This is a genomic window from Burkholderia sp. SR8, from assembly GCF_052851275.1.
In genome coordinates this window covers 233033-249612 of record NZ_JAULUC010000002.1, presented here as the reverse complement: position 1 = coordinate 249612, position 16580 = coordinate 233033, and the positions used below count along the sequence as shown (strand labels likewise).

Sequence of the window (16580 nt, the reverse complement as noted above, 5' to 3'; positions counted from 1 at the left end):
GATGCCGATCGAGACGCAACCCTGGCCCACGGCCACCGTCGACTGGGCGCCTGCCTATCGCGTGATTCCCACCCGTTTTCCAGCCATCAACCTGTTCGACCGCGTCGCGTCGGCGGAGGATTTCGACGCGCTCTACGCACTCGAATCGCTGACCAACGACCGCATTCGCCAGGAAGTCGGCACGCTCGAACTCGTGCCGCCGGCCGAGCGCCGCTACGGGCAGGGCTGGGGGCCGATCATGGCGGCGTTCACGCACCTGAATCCGCAAGGCAGCCGCTTTTCCGACGGCAGCTACGGCGTGTTCTACTGCGGCCGCTCGCGCGATACGGCGATCGCCGAAACGCGCTATCACAGCGGGCTGTTCCTGGCCGCGACGAAGGAACCGCCGATGCGTCAGCAGATGCGGCTCTACACCGTGTACGCGCAGGGCGACGTCGCCGACGTGCGCACGTGGCCGCAGCGCAACCCCGCATTGCTCGATCCGCTCGATTACAGCGCCGGACAGGCGCTCGGCCGCGCGGTGCGCAATGCGGGCGGCGCGGGCGTCGTCTATCCGTCGGTGCGCGACCCGGGCGGCGAATGTCTCGCCGCGTTTCGCACGACACTGCTGCGCGATTGTCATCACGCGGCATATCTCGAATACAACTGGAATGGCACCGCGATCGACGCGGTGTTCGAACTGAATCAGGTCGGCTAGCGAGATGTGCGGGCTCGTACGCGTTGCGGGCCCGGCTTCATCGTTACCGGCCTGCTACGGCAGCGGCAGGTCGCCCGCATGACGGGCGCGCGCGTCGGCCTGGGTCAGCGACCACGTGTCGCCCGTGCGCGGCTCGACGATCGTCAGTCGTCCCGACGGTGCGAACGCGCCGGTGTCGATGAACCATTGCGCGCCGATGCGCTGCGGCGCACGCACCGGCGTGTGACCAGTGCAGGTCAGCGACAGTCCGGCCTGCACGGCCGGATCGACGAGCCCCTGGACCAGGTCGCGCCCCCAGATCAGCCGTTCGCGCACGTCGTGCGAATAGCTGCCCGTATCGAGCTCGGCGTCCGCGCCGAAGAACTCCGCATGCAGCACGTTGAAGCGCGCGGGCCCGTCGCCGATCACGCGCACGAGCGGCAGCGCGTCGACGCGCGCCGCGTGCGCGTGCAGCCGTTCGGGCGGCAGGTCGGCGCCCCAGTCGCCGCCGATTCCGCGCCATGCATCGGGCGGCAGCTTGCCGCGCGACACGAGGCTCAGCACTTCTTCGTGATTGCCGCGCACGACGTGACACCACGGGCGGTCGAGCAGCTCGAGCGCGGCTTCGGACGCGGGCCCGCGGTCGACGAGATCGCCGACCGAGAACAGCCGGTCGCGGGCCGGATCGAAGCCGATGTCGTGCAGCAGCGCGCGCAGCACGTCCACGCAGCCGTGCAGATCGCCGACGACGAAATCGCGGCCCGCCGGGTTCGCGGGATGGCGGCAGAGGGAAGGGGTCATCCCGATATCTTAGGCGCTCGCGCCCATCGCAACGTCATGCAGGAATGGCGATAATCGGGGCGCTACCCGCCGGCCTGACGCAGCGCACCGGCCGCACCCTTTCCATCCGCTTTCGGAATTACACGATGACGCTTTATCCGCAGGTATTACGCAACCGGCCGCGCATGGTCGCCGCCTTCGCCGCCGGCGTGCTGTGCGCGGTGCTGCTGCCGCTTCCGCTGCGTCCCGCGGTGCGCGCACTGATCGGCTGGGATTTCACGGTCTGGCTGTATCTCGCGCTGATGTGGGTGCGCATGATCACCGCGCATCATCACAAGGTGCGCGAAATCGCGATCCGCGAGGACGAGAACGCGACGACCGTGCTGACCGTCGTGTGTCTCGCGACCGTCGCGAGCGTCGCGGCGATCGCGATCGAGCTCGCCACCGCGAAGAGCGTCGGCTTTCGCGTCGGGCTCGGCCATTACGCGATCACGGGCGCGACGCTGTTCGGCGCGTGGTTCCTGATCCCGACGATCTTCACGCTGCACTACGCGCGGCTCTACTACGGTTCGCCGAGCAGCGATCGCGCGCTGCGCTTTCCCGACAATCATCCGGAGCCGGACTACTGGGATTTCCTGTATTTCGCGTTCACGCTCGCGGTCGCGTCGCAGACGGCCGACGTGTCGCTCGCGAACCGGTCCGCGCGCCGCTCGGTGCTCGCGCAGTCGATCCTGTCGTTCTACTTCAACATGGCCGTGCTCGGGCTGTCGATCAACGTCGCGGCGGGCTTGCTGAGCTGACGCGCGGGCGCCGGTTACCGGGGCAATTCGCGCGGACCGCCGCTCGCCGGCGCGGCTTCGAGCGGGAAGCCCGCCTCGCAGCCGGCCGGGGGAGGGCCGGTCGCGCGTGCCGCGCAGCCGCCGTCTCGTGCGGTCACGCGCTGCGCCGCATTGCGATCCACGCCCCCCAGAACAGGCTCGAGAAGAAGCGCAGCGGCGCGTCGAAGCCCGCGTCGTGCAGCAGGTCGAACACGGCTTCCTCGGAAGCCGGCGGATCGGCGCCCTGCAGGATCTTCGCGAGCTGCGCGCGCACCGCGTCGGGCGTCGCGCCCTTCATCCGCCAGCGCTGCTGCCACGCATCGAGCAACCGAGGGTGGTCCGCGTAGCGGCGATGGTTGCCCGCGATCACGAGCGGGGCGCCGGGCTTCAGGCGGCGCGCGATCGCGTCCAGCAGCGCGGCCTTCGCCGCATCGCCCGGGACGTGATGCAGCACGCCGATCAGCGTCGCGCCGTCGAAGGCCGGCGCATCGGGCAGCGTGTCGACGCCGGCCTCGATGAATTCGGCGCGTGCGGCGAAGCCGGCCGCCTCGACGTTCGCCCGCGCCAGCGCGAGCATCGGCGCGGACGGATCGACGGCCGTGAACCGCCAGCCCGGTTCGAGTGCGGCGGGCACGCAGATCTCCTGCCCGGTGCCGCCTGCGCCGACGACGAGCAGCTGCGCATCGGGCACGCCGATCGCCGATGCGAGCATGCACGCGGCGAGCTCGTGGCACGCGTCGTAGCCGGCGAGTGCGATGCGGGATTGTTCGGCGTATTCGTGCGCGCGTGCCGGATCGAACTTCGCGGCGCTGGCGGGGAGCGACATGGCGGATTCCTCGGTTGGGGCGCGGATCGGGTGTCCAGCGCATCGGCCCGAGCGTATGCGCGGGGCCGCGGCACAACAAGGCGAGCGGCCATTCCGGTATGCGGACTACCCGCTTCGGCATGCACTGCCGGCAAACGTTTGCGGGGTCGATTCGCATTTAAAAATGTGACGAATCGGTGCGTCGCGGGCGTCAAACCGGCGCATACTTTTCTTCCCCCCTGCCTGGCCGTCGCATGCCGGGCCCCGATGCGCCGCGTGTCGATCGCGCGGCCATGCCGCTCGGCACGCATGAGGAGCGCATGATGTCAGATTGTCCGCACGATCCGTATGCGCAGCACTACATTCACTGTTTGCCGTTCGGCGCGCAGCCCTGCGGTGCGCTCGGCACGACGCCGCGCACGCATTTCCGCGTGTGGGCGCCGGGCAGCACGCAGGTCCAGCTCGAACTCGAAACCGGTATCGGCCCGACGTTCGTGCCGATGACGGCGGCCGGTCCGAACTGGTTCGAAGTCTTCGTCGAATGCGGCGCGGGCACGCGCTACCGCTACCGGCTCGACGATGTCGTGTCGATTCCCGATCCCGCGTCGCGTTCGCAGCCCGACGGGCTCAACGGCCCGAGCGAAGTCGTCGATCCGCGTCAGTTCAGGTGGCGCAACACGTTCTGGCGCGGGCGCCCCTGGGAAGACATCGCGCTGTACGCGATCCGTCCGCATGCGGTGGGCGGCTTCGACGGCGTGCGCCGCCGGCTGCCGCAGCTCGCGCGCCTCGGCGTGACCGCGCTGGAGCTGCTTGCGTCGCCGCACGACAGCCTGCCGTTCGCGCCGCTCGCGGCCGACGGCGGCCCCGACGCGCTGAAGGCGCTGATCGACGACGCGCACGGCTACGGTCTCGCGGTGCTGCTGGAACTCGATTACGCGCGCTTCGGCAGCGGCACCGATGCGCTGCGCCATTACGCGGCGCCGTTCTTCCATACGCGCGACGATCCGCTGCAGGCGCCGCCGCTCGCGCTCGATCATCCGGAAGTGTGCGACTTCTTCTGCGACAACGCGCTGTACTGGATCGACGAATACCGTTGCGACGGGCTGCGGCTGCGCGAGGCCGACCGGATCGGCACGTCGTGGCTGCGCGAGATCGCCGATCGCGTGCGCGCGGCCGAACCGGCCGACCGGCTGATCCACCTCGTGCTCGGCAGCGAGCGGCATCCGGTGCATCTGGCCGATACGCATTTCGATGCGCAGTGGAACGGGTGCGGCGAGCGCGCGCTGCATCGGCTCACCGGGCGCGACGGGGCCGCTCACGAAGGCATTTCGGCACACCAGTCGATTCATACGCTGGCGCGCGCGCTGACGGCGTCCGGTGCGGCGTTCCAGCCGGCCGCGTCGGCCGACGCCGCATTCGCCGACGGCGGGTTGTCGCTGACGTCGCTGGTGCTGTCGGACGGTGCATGGCGCGACAGCGACCACGGCGAGCACGCAAACGGCGAGGACACGCCGCGCCTCGCGGCGCTCGCGCTGTCGCTGCTCACGCCGCAGATCCCGTTGATCTTCGACGAAACCGCGCGCGATGCCGAGCGTGCGCATTTCGTGCAGTCGGCGCTCGCGGTGCGCGCGAAGCTGATTGCGCCGCGGTTGTCCGATTGCCGTCCGCAGGACGCGCATTCGCTGAAGGCAGGCGGTGACGGCGATGCCGATGCGCTGCTCGCGTCGTGGCGGCTCGCCGACGACGAGACGCTGACCATCGCGCTGAACCTGTCGCCCGACGCGGTGCCGTTCGATGCACCGGGCGGGCAGGTCGTGTTCGAGACGCCGGCACGCGCGCGCGACCGGGTCGATGAAGGGGAGTTGCCGCCGTACTCGCTCGTCGCGTGGCTCACGGGCGACGTCAACCACTATGCGCTCACGCACGACGTGCGCCGGATCGACGGCGGCGCGTGGCGCGCGATGCGTGCCGACCTGAACGCGTGAACGGTTGAACGCTCGCAACGCCGGGCGCGGGCGCGCCCGGCTGCGCTTTCACCAGAAGCTTCGAATGCCCGCGACGCCATGCGCGCCGTGGCGGCGCGCGTCGTCGAGATGCGCGCGCGTCATGCCGCCGAGCGCATAGACGGGCATCGCGGCCTGCGCGGCCAGCGCGGCGAACTGCGTCCAGCCGAGCGTCGGCGCGCCGGGATGGCTGAGCGTCGGCAACACCGGCGACAGCGTGACGAAATCCGCGCCTGCGTGCGCGGCCAGTGCGAGATCGTCGGCCGTATGACAGGCGGCCGACACGCGCCGCGCGGGCGGCAGCGGCCGTTGCGCGACGGCGCGCAGCGCGGCGCCGTCGAGGTGCCAGCCCGCGCCGTCGAGCTGCATCACGCCGGCGGCATCGATCGGACCATTGAGCATCAGCTGCGCGCCGGCCGTGTCGCAGCGCGCGAGCGCGTCGACGGCCAGCCGCGCGAACGCGGCCGCGTCGAACGACTTCACGCGCAGTTGCACGAGCATCTCGCCGCGCGCGAGCACCGCCGACAGCCGGTCGAGGAACGCGCTGCAATCGGCCGCCGACGCGGACGCCGGCTCAGGCGTGATCACGCAGCAGCGCGGCAGCGTCGAATTCATCGCGCGCGGCGCGCGGCGGCCGTCATTCGTCGGCCTCCTTCGCGATCTTCGGATACACGCGCACCAGCACGATGCGCGGCCCGTTCATCTTCTTCACGACCACGTCGAAGCGGTCGAACGACACGCGCTGGCCTTCGGTCGGCAGATCGCTCAACGCCTGGATCACGAGGCCGCCGACCGATTCCGCGCGCCCTTCGTCGATGTCGATGCCGAGCGCCTGTTCGAGCGACACGACGGGCAGGCTGCCCTTGCCCATCAGCGTGCCGTCGTCGAGGCGGCTCCAGTCGGCGTCGCCCTGGCGGAACTCGTCGTGGATCTGGCCGACCAGCGCGCCGAGCAGGTTGTCGAGCGTCAGGAAGCCGATCGGCTTCTCGCCCTTGTTGCCGACCAGCGCGAAGTGCGGCGCGCCCTTGCGGAAGCGGCGGAACAGCTCGAGCGCGGGCGTGTCGGGCTTCACGTACTGCACCGGGCGCACGTAGTCGGACAGGTCCTCGAGCGCTGCGCCCGCGTGCCGCGCGAGCAGCAGGTCCTTCAGGTGGATCAGCCCGCTCACCTGTTCGCGCGACGCATCCTCGAACAGCGGATAGCGGCTGAAGCGGTGCCGCGCGACGATTTCCATGTTGTCCGGCAGCGGCAGGTCGCGGCGCAGGCCGATCATTTCATGCGCGGGCCGCATCAGGTCGGACACCGTCATCGACGAGAAATCGAGCGAATGCGCGAGCGTGTTCCACTCGTCGTTGGTGTACGCGCCGCGTGGCGGCTGCGCCGGATTGCCGGCCGTGCTGCGGCGGCTGCGCAGGATCAGCTTCAGTTCGTCGGTCGAGTAGTGCGCATCGCCGCCGTGATCGGCGGACAGCCCCGCGAGCCGGAGCACCGCGTTCGCGCTGGTGTTGAGCACCCAGATCGCCGGGTACATCGCCCAGTAGAACGCGTAGAGCGGCAGCGCGACCCACAGGCCGACCTTTTCCGACTGGCGGATCGCCATCGACTTCGGCGCAAGCTCGCCGACCACGATGTGCAGGAACGAGATCAGCGAGAACGCGAACACGAGCGAGATCAGGTGCACGATGCGTTCGGACTGCACGCCGAGCAGGTCGAGCAACGGGCCGATCAGTTCCGCGAACGCAGGCTCGCCGACCCAGCCGAGGCCGAGCGACGCGAGCGTGATGCCGAGCTGGCACGCCGACAGATACGCGTCGAGCCGGCCGTGCACGACCGCGAGGATGCGCCCGCGCAGCCCGTGCTTGCGGGCGAGTGTCTTGACGCGCGTCGCGCGCAGTTTGACGAGGCCGAATTCGGCTGCGACGAAAAACCCGTTCAGGGCCACCAGGAACAACGCGCCGATGAGCGCGAAGATCTGTAACAAAGAATCGCTCCAGTCATGACAGGCCCGTCAGTATAGGGCCGGAAAGGCAAATGTAATGTATCGGGCTGCCGATTGCTTACACCGGCGCCTCGCAGGGGACCGAGAGCGTGAGCGTGATGGCGGCGCCGTCGGCGAACGGCGCGTGCGTGAAGGTGCCGCCGTGCGCGAGCGCGACGCGCTGGCACAGCGCGACCGACCATGCGACCCGCTTCGGGTCGCGCGTGCGCAGCATCTCGCGGCGCGCGAACGCTTCGAACGCGTGCGGCAGGTCGGGATCGGCCAGCGCGCTGGCGCTCACGGTGCAGCCGACTTGCGCGACGCACTGCGCGCCGTCGCGCGTGCACGCGAACGTCACGCGGCTGCCGGCGGCGCTCGCTTCGACGGCCGTCGTCAGCATCGTCCACAGCGCCTGCGCGATGCGCTCGCGATCGGCATTCAGCGCGGGTTCGTCGTCGGGCAGCGTCGCGTCGATGCGTACCTGCCGTGCGTCGGCAAGCGCGAAGCGCGCGAGTGCGAGCGTGTCGTCGAGCAGCGGGCGCAGCGCGAACGGCTGCGGCTCGATCGCGAGGTGGCGCGTTTCCGCGCGCGGCGCGTCGAGCGCGTCGTCGATCAGTGCGACCTGCTGGTCGATACCGGTGCGGATGCCCGCGAGCGCACGCTGCAGGTTTGGGTCGGCGTTCGCGAGCTGGCGTTCGAGCACGTAAGCCCAGCTGTGCATTGCGTTCAGCGGGCTGCGCAGGTCGTGCGATGCGGTGGAAAGCGCCTGGTCGCGCACGAACAGCGCTGCCTGGGCGGCATAATGCGCTGCGCGTTCGCGCAGCAGAAGGTCGGCGGCGGGAGCGGCGGAAAGGGACGTCACGGAGCTGGCCTGTCGGAAGCGGTTGGCATGAAAGACACGCGAACCGTCATTATAGGGATCGCGCACGTCACGCCGGCAGCGCGTCCTCGTCCTTTTTCCGCGCGTCGCCGTTCGGCAGCAACTGGCACGCCAGCAGGCCGGCGAGCATCAGCGCGCAGCCGATCAGCGCGCGCAGCGTCAGCGTCTCGCCGAGCGCGGCCCAGCCGGCGATCGCCGCGAACACGCCTTCCATGCTGAAGATCACGGCCGCATGCGCGGGCGCCGCATCGCGCTGCGCGACGACCTGCAGCGTATAGCCGACGCCGACCGACAGCAGCCCGCCGTACAGCAGCGTCGGCAGCGCGCGCTTGAGCATCGCGATGCCGACCGGCTCGATCGCGACGCCGGCCGCCACGCACAGCACGCCGCACGCGACGAACTGCAGGAACGCGAGCACGAGCGGATCGTGCCGCTTCGCGAAATGGCCGACGGCCATCACGTGCGCGGCGATGATCACGGCGCCTGCGAGCTGGAACCAGTCGCCGTAGAGCACCGAGAAATGCTCGTCGATACTGAGGAAGTACAGGCCGATCGCCGCGAGCAGCGCACCGAACCACGTGCCGGCGCCGATCCGGTGACGCACGAACATGCCCATCAGCGGCACGATCACGACATACAGCGAGCTGATGAAGCCTGCGTTCGCGACTCGCGTGTACTGCAGCCCGAACTGCTGCAGCGAGATCGACACCGCGAGCAGCCCGCCGAGCGCGAGGCCCGGCACCAGCAGCGCCGGCTCGCGCCGAATCGCCGCCAACTGCGCGCGCGATGCCGCGTTGAGCGTCAGCAGCGGAATCAGCACCAGCGCGCCGAGCAGAAAGCGCAAGCCCGTAAACATGAACGGCCCGATCACATCGAGGCTCAGCCGTTGCGCGACGAACGCCGAGCCCCAGATCGCGGCGGCGGCGAGCATCAGCAGGTTGGCGCGGAGGTGCTTGCGGGCTTCGGACTTCATCGGAATTCTTCAGGGGATTGGCGGGCGGCGGAATCGTCTAGTTTACGCCGAGATTGCAAGGCTGTCGGAAAACCTTCGAAGCGCCGCTGCCGCCCGCGCGTCGCGCACCCGCGAATACAGCACGACCTGCGAATGCGGCAGCGGCGGCAGCCCGAATTTCGCGCCGACGTCGACCAGCGTGCGCGGCGCGACACGCCGCGCCAGCGGGCACACCGCGAGCCCGGCGGCGGCGGCTGCCGTGACCGCCGCGACGCCGCCGCCCGTGAACCGTTCGCGCCACGGCCGCCCCGCATGTTCGAGCGCCCGCAGCGCGGCGGCCCGCACGCCGCACGGCCCGGCCAGCACCGCGAGCGGCAGCGGCTCGCCTGCCCGCGGCGCCCAGTCGGGCGCGGCGAGCCATGCGAGCGGTTCCGTGAACAACGGCGTGCCATCGTCGCGCGGCGGGTCCTCGCCCGGTTCGTGCCGCACGATCGCCGCATCGAACCGCCGCTCGTCGTATTGCGCGAGCAGGTTCGTCGACGTTCCCAGGTGCATTTCCAGCGTCAGGCCCGGATCCTGCCGGTGCAGGCTCGTCAGCACGGCCGGCAGGTCGGGCACGGCGACGTGCTCGCTGACGCCGAGCGACAGCCGGTGCGTGCCGGCCGAAATCGCGCCGAGCGCATGATCGTGCGCGTCGAGCAGCGCGCGTGCGGCCGGCAGGAAGTTTTCGCCGTCGGCCGCGAGCTTGACGACGCGCGGAGTGCGCGCGAGCAGCGGCTTGCCGAGGTGCGCTTCGAGCCGCTTCAGCTTCAGGCTGACGGCCGACTGCGTGGTGCCGAGCGCGTCGGCGGCGCGCGTGAAGCTCGCGAGGTCGGCGACCAGTACGAACGCACGCACCGCGTCGAGGTCGAGGACTTTCATTTCAAATGTAAATGGATGAAATATTGATCAATGACTGTTCATTATAGTTCTGCGCGCCTAACCTGACGTGGCGTTTCCCAATTTCAACGTCACCGAAAGGAGCAGGATCATGCCGTTCACCCGTATCGCAGTCCGCGAAGGCAAACCGGCCGCCTACCGCGCGGCGCTCGTCGACGGCGTGCATCGCGCGCTGATGCACACGTTCAACGTGCCCGAGGACGACATCTTCATGGTCGTGACCGAGCACTCGGCCGAGAATTTCTTTTTCGGCCGCCACTACCTCGACATCGAACGCAGCGACGATCTGGTGATGGTCCAGATCACCGCGAACAACACGCGCACGCTCGAGCAGAAAAAGGCGCTGTACCGGACGATCACGGACAACCTCGCCGCGCAGCCCGGCGTGCGGCCGCAGGACGTCTTCATCAGCCTCGTCGAGGTGCTGAAGGAGGACTGGTCGTTCGGCAACGGCATCGCGCAGTACGTCGTCTGATACGTCGCTTGATGCGCGACAGCGCGGCGGGGCCGGATCGCGTACCGCGCGGGTTCGTGCCGTGTACTATGGAAGCTGCTTCACGGTCGACGCCGGCGCGGACGATGCGCCGGCGCTTGTTCATGTGCAGGAGCCCCCATGTCGCGCGTGCTGGAAATCGTGTTGTGCCTGTCGCTCGAAGGTTGGCCCGTCAAGGCGGGAAGCCGGGCCCGTGGCGAGCAGCGCGACTTCGGTGCCGAACTCGTCCGCGCGTGGCGGATCTGTCCGCAGGTGCGGATGCGGCGCGGCCATGAGCGCGTGACGATCGAGCCGTGCCAGATCGAGGAGGCCGAGCCGAGTCCCGGCGAAAGCTGGTGGACGTGGGTCGAATCGAATGCGCACGGGCGGCGGGTCGTCGCATCGCGCACGAAGGCGTTCGCGCCCGGCGTCGTCGCACGGGAGCTGTTCGACGCCGAGCATGCGGGCATTGTCGTCGCTACGCCGCCATCCGCTACGCCCGCCGAACCGGAGCGGGCGGAGGCGGCGGGCGACGGCGGGCAGGGTGCGCCCGGCCCCGTCGATGAAGCCGTGGTCGCCGCCGCGACAGGGCCGGCGCCGCTGCGGCTCGTCAGCGAGCGGCGGCGCGGGCGATGGGCGGACGACAGCGGCGTGGTGGTCGAGATGACGCTCGACGACGTCATGCTGGACGGCGGTGCCGAACCGCCGCGCCGTCATGTGGAACTGCGGCTCGCGGCGCCCGACTGGGAAACCGACGCGGCACGCGCGGCTGCGTTGCGTGCGCTGTTCGCTGCCGCGCGCGAACTGAGCGGCGCATGGCCCGCGTTCGTGCAGCTCACCAGCGTGATCGATCGCGCGTGTGCGGGCGAGCCGGCGATCACCGGGCCGATCAAGGCGCAACTCGTCGATCTGACCGGCATCCGCACGCAGCGCACCGCGCTGTTCGCGCTGTCCGGCGACATCGCCGCGCAATGGCTCGGCAACGAAGCCGGCGTGCTTGAGCGCGACGATCCCGAATTCGTGCACCAGATGCGCGTCGCGCTGCGCCGGCTGCGCACGCTGATGCGCTTCTTTCCGCGCTTCGCGGACGATCGCTGGAAGGACGCCTTCGGCGCCGACCTGCGCTGGCTCGCGTCGCTGCTCGGCACCGTGCGCGACTGGGACGTGTTCTCGACCGAGAGCCTGCCCGCGCTGATCGCGGCCGACGGCGGCAGCGCCGACTGGAACGGCACGCTCGACGCGGCGCGCACGCAGGCGACGGCGGCGCGCGTCGAACTGCGCCAGGCGCTGCATTCGGCGCGCTATGCGCGGCTGACGCTCGGCTGGCTTGAATGGTTGAGCACGCTCGCGCTGCCCGACGCCGGCGACGACGCGCCGTCGCTGCGGCGTCACGCGACCCGGCGCGTGCGTCGGCTGTTCGGTCATCTGTATGCGTCGCCGTCGCTCACGTCGCTCGATACGGCCGCGCGGCACCGCGTGCGGATCGATGCGAAGCGGCTGCGCTACGCGCTCGAATTCTTCGCGTCGCTGGCGTCGCGCCGCACGCGCACCGAAACGGTCAAGACGCTCGCGCGCGTGCAGAGCGTGCTGGGCGACGCCAACGACGCGATCGTCGCGCTGCATCATCTGGAGCAACTGGCGGCGCCCGCCTATCAGCTCGGCTTCGTGCGCGGCTACGGCGCCGCGCTGGAACGACGCGCGGCGCGCGACGCCGAGGCGCTGCTCGCGAGCCTGCGTCCGCCGAAGCTCGATGCGAGGTCGCGCTGAGCGGCGCGCTCACTATAATGGCCCCCCGTTTTCTTCGGACACACCGATGACCGACGCGTCGCCTCCTTCTTCAACTTCCTCCGCCGCACCGCTCGAACTCGGCGGCGAACTGTGGTTGCGCGCGGGCCAGCAGACGCTCGGCGGCGCCACCCGCATCGCGCTGCTCGCGGCGATCGGCGACACCGGCTCGATTACGCGCGCGGCGAAGGCCGTCGGTCTCAGCTACAAGGCTGCGTGGGATGCGATCGATACGATGAACAACCTGGCCGGCGAGCCGCTCGTCACGCGTTCGGCCGGCGGCAAGGGCGGCGGCGGCACGACATTGACGCCGCGCGCGACGTCGCTGATCGCCGCATTCCGCACCATCGAGCGCGAGCATCGCCGCTTCATCGATGCCGCGAGCGCGGCGGTGTCCGGTTTCGACGTCGACTGGGCGCTGATCGGCCGGATCGGGATGAAGACGAGCGCGCGCAACCAGTGGTTCGGCAAGGTCGAGACGATCGTGCGCGGCACGGTGAACGACGAAGTGACGCTCGTGCTGCCCGGTGGCCAGGTGATCGTCGCGGTGCTCACGCACGAGAGCGCCGACGCGCTCGGCCTGCAGCCGGGCGCCGCCGCGTGTGCGCTCGTGAAGGCGTCGTGGGTCGTGCTGGCCGTCGACGCCGACGACGCCGACGCGACGTTGAAGGTATCGGCGCGCAACCAGCTGCACGGGACGGTCGACACCGTCGCGGCGGGCGCGGTGAACAGCGAGGTGACACTCACGCTCGACGGCGGCGGTACGCTCACGGCCGTGGTCACGAACGACAGTGTCCGTGCGTTGCAGCTCGACGCCGGCCGGCGCGCGATCGCGCTGTTCAAGGCATCGAGCGTGATTCTCGCGGTGACGGGCTGAGCGTGTGTGATGGCGGCGCGGGCGATAGCCGAGTGGCGAGAGCTGATTGCCGATTGGCGAGTGCCGATTGGCGAGTGCCGATTGGCGAGTGCCGAGTGGCGAGTGTCGAGTGTCGAGTGTCGAGTGTCGAGTGTCGAGTGTCGAGTGTCGAGTGTCGAGTGCCCAGTGCCCAGTGCCCAGTGCCCAGTGTCCAGTGTCCAGTGTCCAGTGTCCAGTGTCCAGTGTCCAGTGTCCAGTGCCGCCGAAGATCTCCAGCGCACGAGGCGAAACCGGCGCCGCCCAACGTGCACGAGGCGCCGGCTTCGATCCCGCTTTCGGTTTTTTCCAGCTTATGCCGCCCGGAGGCGGCTTCTCTCAGGTCCCCACGTGGCCGCATGGGCCACCCACCGCCTTCGCGCTCAGGTGACGCGCGTCGGCCACTCGGCGTGCGGCGCTGCGGCCATCACGCGTCCTTCGCTCAACTGCACGACCTGATCGCCGAACGCGGCGACGTCGTCGGGGTCGTGCGAGATGAGCACCATCGGGATGTCGAGCCGCGCCTGCAGTTCGGCGAGCTCGTGGCGCATGCGCTGGCGCAGCGCGCCGTCGAGCGCCGCGAACGGCTCGTCGAGCAGCAGGATGCGCGGCTGCGCGACCAGCGCGCGCGCCAGCGCGACACGCTGCTTCTGTCCGCCCGACAACTGCGACGGAAATTGCCCGGCGAGCGTGTCGAGCTCGAACGCGTGCAGCCAGTACGCGACTTCGGGCGGCACCGTCGTCGCGCGCGGATTGCGCAGGCCGGACGTGAGCCCGAACGCGATGTTCTGCCGCACGTTCAGATGCGGAAACAGCGCGTAGTCCTGGAACAGGTATGCGACGCGGCGCGCACGGGTCGGCACGTCGATGCCGCGCGCGGCGTCGAACAGCGGCTCGCCGTTCAGCGTGATCGTGCCTTCGTCCGGCGACAGCAAACCGGCGATCGCCTGCAGCGTCATGCTCTTGCCCGCGCCCGACGGCCCGAACAGCACGACGCGCTGCGCATTCGCCGTGAACGACACGTCGAGCGTGAAGCGGCGCTCGGCGTTCGCGTAGGTCTTGCGGATATCGACGGCGACGCTCATGCGGGCCTCCGTCGCGCCGCGCCACCTGTGCACAAACCCGTGCGCCAACCCGCGCCCGCGGCGCCGGCGCCGGCGTATGTCGCCGCGGCGCCTGCGGCACGGCAATGCGGATGCGGTGCGCGCGTCATGTCGGCTGACTCCGTCCGGCGCGCGACGGCACGAGCCAGCCGGTCGCGAGCAGCACCAGCACGCAGGTGATCGACGTGACCAGCACGAGGAAGTTGGCCGTGGCATCGTCGCCGGCCTGTACCGCCGCATAGATCGCGACCGACAGCGTCTGCGTGCGGCCGGGCAGGTTGCCGGCGATCATCAGCGTCGCGCCGAATTCGCCGAGCGCGCGCGCGAACGCGAGCAGCGCGCCGGCCAGGATGCCGCGCGCGGCGAGCGGCAGCGTCACGCGGAAGAACACGGCCGCTTCGCCGAGCCCGAGCGTGCGGGCCGCGCGCTCCAGATGCGGATCGACGCTCTCGAATGCGGTACGTGCCGATTTCAGGATCAGCGGGAACGCGACGACCATCGAAGCGATCACCGCGCCTTGCCACGTGAAGACGAGCTCGATGCCGAGCCGGTCGAGCCACGCGCCGAACACGCCGCGCCGGCCGAGCAGCACGAGCAGGTAATAGCCGAGCACCGTCGGCGGCAGCACGAGCGGCAGCGTCAGCAGCGAATCGACCACGTCGCGCATCGGCGAGCGCCAGCGCGCGAGCACGAACGCGGCGGCGACGCCGAGCACGATGTCGAGCGCGGTCGCCCAGCCGGCGACTTTCAGCGACAGCAGCAGCGGTACCCACGCGTCCTGCATCATCTCGTGCTCACTTGCCCGCGGGCTTGAAGCCGAACGTCGACAGCACGGCCTGGCCCTGCGGCGACGCGACGAAGTCGATGAACGACTGCGCCTGCGCGGCATGGCGGCTGTCCTTCACCACCGCGATCGGATAGGTGATGGGCGTCTGCGTCGGCACGGTCAGCGCGACCTTCACGCGGCCCGGCATGATCGCCGCGTCGGTGCCGAACACGAAGCCCGCGTCGACTTCGCCGCGCGCGACGTAGTCGAGACTCTGGCGTACGTTGGCGGCCAGCACGCCCTTCGCGCTGACGGCGTCCCACAGGCCCGCCGCGCGCAGCGCGCCTTCGGTGTAGCGCCCGACCGGCACCGACGCCGGGTCGCCATACGCGATGCGCTTCACGCCGGGTGCCGTCAGCTCGTTGAGCGACGTCGGCGCGGCTGCATGGCTGTCCGCCGGCACGATCAGCACGAGCGAGTTCGCGGCGAAATCGCGCCGCGTGCCGGGCACGATGACTTTCTCCGCGGCCGCGCGATCCATCGCCTTCTGGTCGGCCGACGCGAACACGTCCGCCGGCGCGCCCTTCGCGATCTGCTGCATCAGCACGTCCGACGCGCCGAAGTTGAACAGCACCTTGGTATCCGGATGCTGCTTCTGATACGCATCGCCGACCGCCTTGAACGCGTTCGTCAGGCTCGCGGCCGCCGAGACGACCAGTTCGTCGGCGGCGCAAGCCGGTGCGCTGAACGCGATTCCCGCGGCGAGCGTGGCGAGCGGCAGCAGGCGGAGCAGGGTGCGGCGAAGCGGGCGTAGGGTCGAGCGCATGGTCGGGTCGTTGGAATGGTCGAAAACCGTAATCGTAATATAGCGCGGGTTATAACGCTCGACATACCGCTCATGCGGCGGTGCGCATGGAACCTTCAGACATGAAATGCGGCCGGAACGACGGGCGCGTGGCCCGTCACGCGTGCAGCAGCGGCGCGGCCGACCCGGTGCGGTGCAGCGACGACGGCTGCGACGCGGGCTTGTAGTTCGGATTGGCCTTCCATCGGGCGCGCACGAACGGCCGCTCGTGCCCCGACAGCTCCAGCGCGACCCGCGTGACCCAGCGGTGCGACGGCACCGTGATGCCGTGCAGCGCGACGGTGACGAGCACGAGGCTCACGACGACCGCCGGCACTGACCAGCGGTGCGGCACCGCGTGCCACGAGCCGGCGATGAACGCGAGCGCGGCGATCGCGCCGACGATACAGCCGGTGATCGATTCGGACGGCGAATGCGCGTCGAGCGCGACGCGCGACACGCCAACCGCGATGCCGGCCGCGAGCCCGAGCGCGATGCCGGCGATCCGCACCGGCGTGCGCGTGCGGATCAGCGCGAGGAAGATCGCGACGGGATAGACCGACGTCGACAGCATCGCGTGGCCGCTGAATCCGGTGAAATCCCACGCGCGGATACCGATGCCCCAGCCGAGGAACGCGATTTTCGTGAGCGCGACGACCCCGATCGCGGCCGCGAGCACGCCGAGCCATGCGGCGGCGCGCTGCCACGAGTAGCCGAGCGCGAGCCACACGGCGATTGTGATCGCGAGCGGCAAGGTCAGGCCGGCGCCACCAAACGCGGTGATCGTGATCCACAGGTGAGAGGACAGGTCGAACATCGGAGGGAACGAGCAGGGGCGGGACGAATGCTTAAATCAACGCGCGAGCCGGGAAGAGCGACTACAACGG

The 16580-nt window shown here is 70.0% G+C and carries 17 protein-coding genes; 6 read left to right on the top strand and 11 right to left on the bottom strand.

Going from position 1 to position 16580, the window contains the following annotated elements; genetic code table 11:
* Position 1: 1 nt before the first annotated feature.
* Positions 2–697, top strand: coding sequence for an RES family NAD+ phosphorylase (locus Q3A80_RS03405; protein WP_446327807.1), 696 nt, complete (start codon positions 2–4; stop codon positions 695–697).
* 54 nt (positions 698–751) lie between these two features.
* On the opposite strand, the gene Q3A80_RS03400 is transcribed toward Q3A80_RS03405, so the two are convergent.
* Positions 752–1477 carry a metallophosphoesterase gene (locus tag Q3A80_RS03400; RefSeq protein WP_446327661.1) on the bottom strand — a complete coding sequence of 242 codons (726 nt, stop codon included), beginning with the start codon at positions 1475–1477 and terminating at the stop codon, positions 752–754.
* A 125-nt stretch (positions 1478–1602) separates the two neighbouring features.
* Here Q3A80_RS03400 and Q3A80_RS03395 point away from each other — a divergent pair, with 125 nt between their 5' ends.
* A complete protein-coding gene (locus Q3A80_RS03395) occupies positions 1603–2256 on the top strand; it encodes a DUF1345 domain-containing protein (protein WP_446327660.1) in 654 nt (217 codons plus the stop codon).
* Between the two features lie 133 nt (positions 2257–2389).
* On the opposite strand, the gene Q3A80_RS03390 is transcribed toward Q3A80_RS03395, so the two are convergent.
* Positions 2390–3100, bottom strand: coding sequence for a class I SAM-dependent methyltransferase (locus tag Q3A80_RS03390; protein WP_446327659.1), 711 nt, complete (start codon positions 3098–3100; stop codon positions 2390–2392).
* Between the two features lie 302 nt (positions 3101–3402).
* Between Q3A80_RS03390 and Q3A80_RS03385 the strand changes: the two genes are divergently transcribed.
* Positions 3403–5064: a DUF3459 domain-containing protein gene (locus Q3A80_RS03385; RefSeq protein WP_446327806.1), complete on the top strand. Its 1662-nt coding sequence runs from the start codon at positions 3403–3405 to the stop codon at positions 5062–5064.
* Between the two features lie 48 nt (positions 5065–5112).
* Here Q3A80_RS03385 and Q3A80_RS03380 read toward each other — a convergent pair whose 3' ends face one another.
* The 5 genes from Q3A80_RS03380 to Q3A80_RS03360 all read right to left on the bottom strand — a co-directional run bounded on the left by Q3A80_RS03380 (position 5113) and on the right by Q3A80_RS03360 (position 9813).
* Positions 5113–5697 (bottom strand): thiamine phosphate synthase, encoded by a 585-nt coding sequence (locus Q3A80_RS03380; RefSeq protein WP_446327658.1) that lies wholly within the window; start codon positions 5695–5697, stop codon positions 5113–5115.
* A 22-nt stretch (positions 5698–5719) separates the two neighbouring features.
* Positions 5720–7063, bottom strand: coding sequence for a hemolysin family protein (locus Q3A80_RS03375; RefSeq protein WP_446327657.1), 1344 nt, complete (start codon positions 7061–7063; stop codon positions 5720–5722).
* Between the two features lie 76 nt (positions 7064–7139).
* Entirely contained in the window at positions 7140–7922 is a 783-nt protein-coding gene (locus Q3A80_RS03370) for a sensor histidine kinase (RefSeq protein ID WP_446327656.1), read from the bottom strand.
* 67 nt (positions 7923–7989) lie between these two features.
* Positions 7990–8913, bottom strand: coding sequence for a DMT family transporter (locus Q3A80_RS03365; protein WP_446327655.1), 924 nt, complete (start codon positions 8911–8913; stop codon positions 7990–7992).
* A gap of 42 nt (positions 8914–8955) precedes the next feature.
* A complete protein-coding gene (locus tag Q3A80_RS03360; RefSeq protein ID WP_446327654.1) occupies positions 8956–9813 on the bottom strand; it encodes a LysR family transcriptional regulator in 858 nt (285 codons plus the stop codon).
* Positions 9814–9922: 109 nt separating this feature from the next.
* On the opposite strand from Q3A80_RS03360, the gene Q3A80_RS03355 reads away from it, so the two are divergent.
* The 3 genes from Q3A80_RS03355 to Q3A80_RS03345 all read left to right on the top strand — a co-directional run bounded on the left by Q3A80_RS03355 (position 9923) and on the right by Q3A80_RS03345 (position 12965).
* The gene (locus tag Q3A80_RS03355) at positions 9923–10306 is read left to right on the top strand and encodes a tautomerase family protein (RefSeq protein WP_446327653.1); all 384 of its coding nucleotides are present in this window, start codon (positions 9923–9925) and stop codon (positions 10304–10306) included.
* A 138-nt stretch (positions 10307–10444) separates the two neighbouring features.
* Entirely contained in the window at positions 10445–12070 is a 1626-nt protein-coding gene (locus tag Q3A80_RS03350) for a CHAD domain-containing protein (RefSeq protein WP_446327652.1), read from the top strand.
* Positions 12071–12116: 46 nt separating this feature from the next.
* On the top strand, positions 12117–12965 hold the full coding sequence (locus Q3A80_RS03345) for a TOBE domain-containing protein (protein WP_446327651.1): 849 nt from the start codon (positions 12117–12119) through the stop codon (positions 12963–12965).
* 398 nt (positions 12966–13363) lie between these two features.
* On the opposite strand, the gene Q3A80_RS03340 is transcribed toward Q3A80_RS03345, so the two are convergent.
* The 4 genes from Q3A80_RS03340 to Q3A80_RS03325 form a co-directional block, all read right to left on the bottom strand.
* Positions 13364–14065, bottom strand: a complete 702-nt coding sequence (locus Q3A80_RS03340) for a sulfate/molybdate ABC transporter ATP-binding protein (RefSeq protein WP_446327650.1) — start codon at positions 14063–14065, stop codon at positions 13364–13366.
* Between the two features lie 124 nt (positions 14066–14189).
* Complete coding sequence (gene modB / locus Q3A80_RS03335; RefSeq protein ID WP_446327805.1) at positions 14190–14867, bottom strand: molybdate ABC transporter permease subunit; 678 nt, start codon at positions 14865–14867, stop codon at positions 14190–14192.
* Positions 14868–14877: 10 nt separating this feature from the next.
* Entirely contained in the window at positions 14878–15675 is a 798-nt protein-coding gene (gene modA / locus Q3A80_RS03330; RefSeq protein WP_446327649.1) for a molybdate ABC transporter substrate-binding protein, read from the bottom strand.
* Between the two features lie 136 nt (positions 15676–15811).
* Positions 15812–16510, bottom strand: coding sequence for a phosphatase PAP2 family protein (locus Q3A80_RS03325; RefSeq protein ID WP_446327648.1), 699 nt, complete (start codon positions 16508–16510; stop codon positions 15812–15814).
* Positions 16511–16580 lie beyond the last annotated feature (70 nt).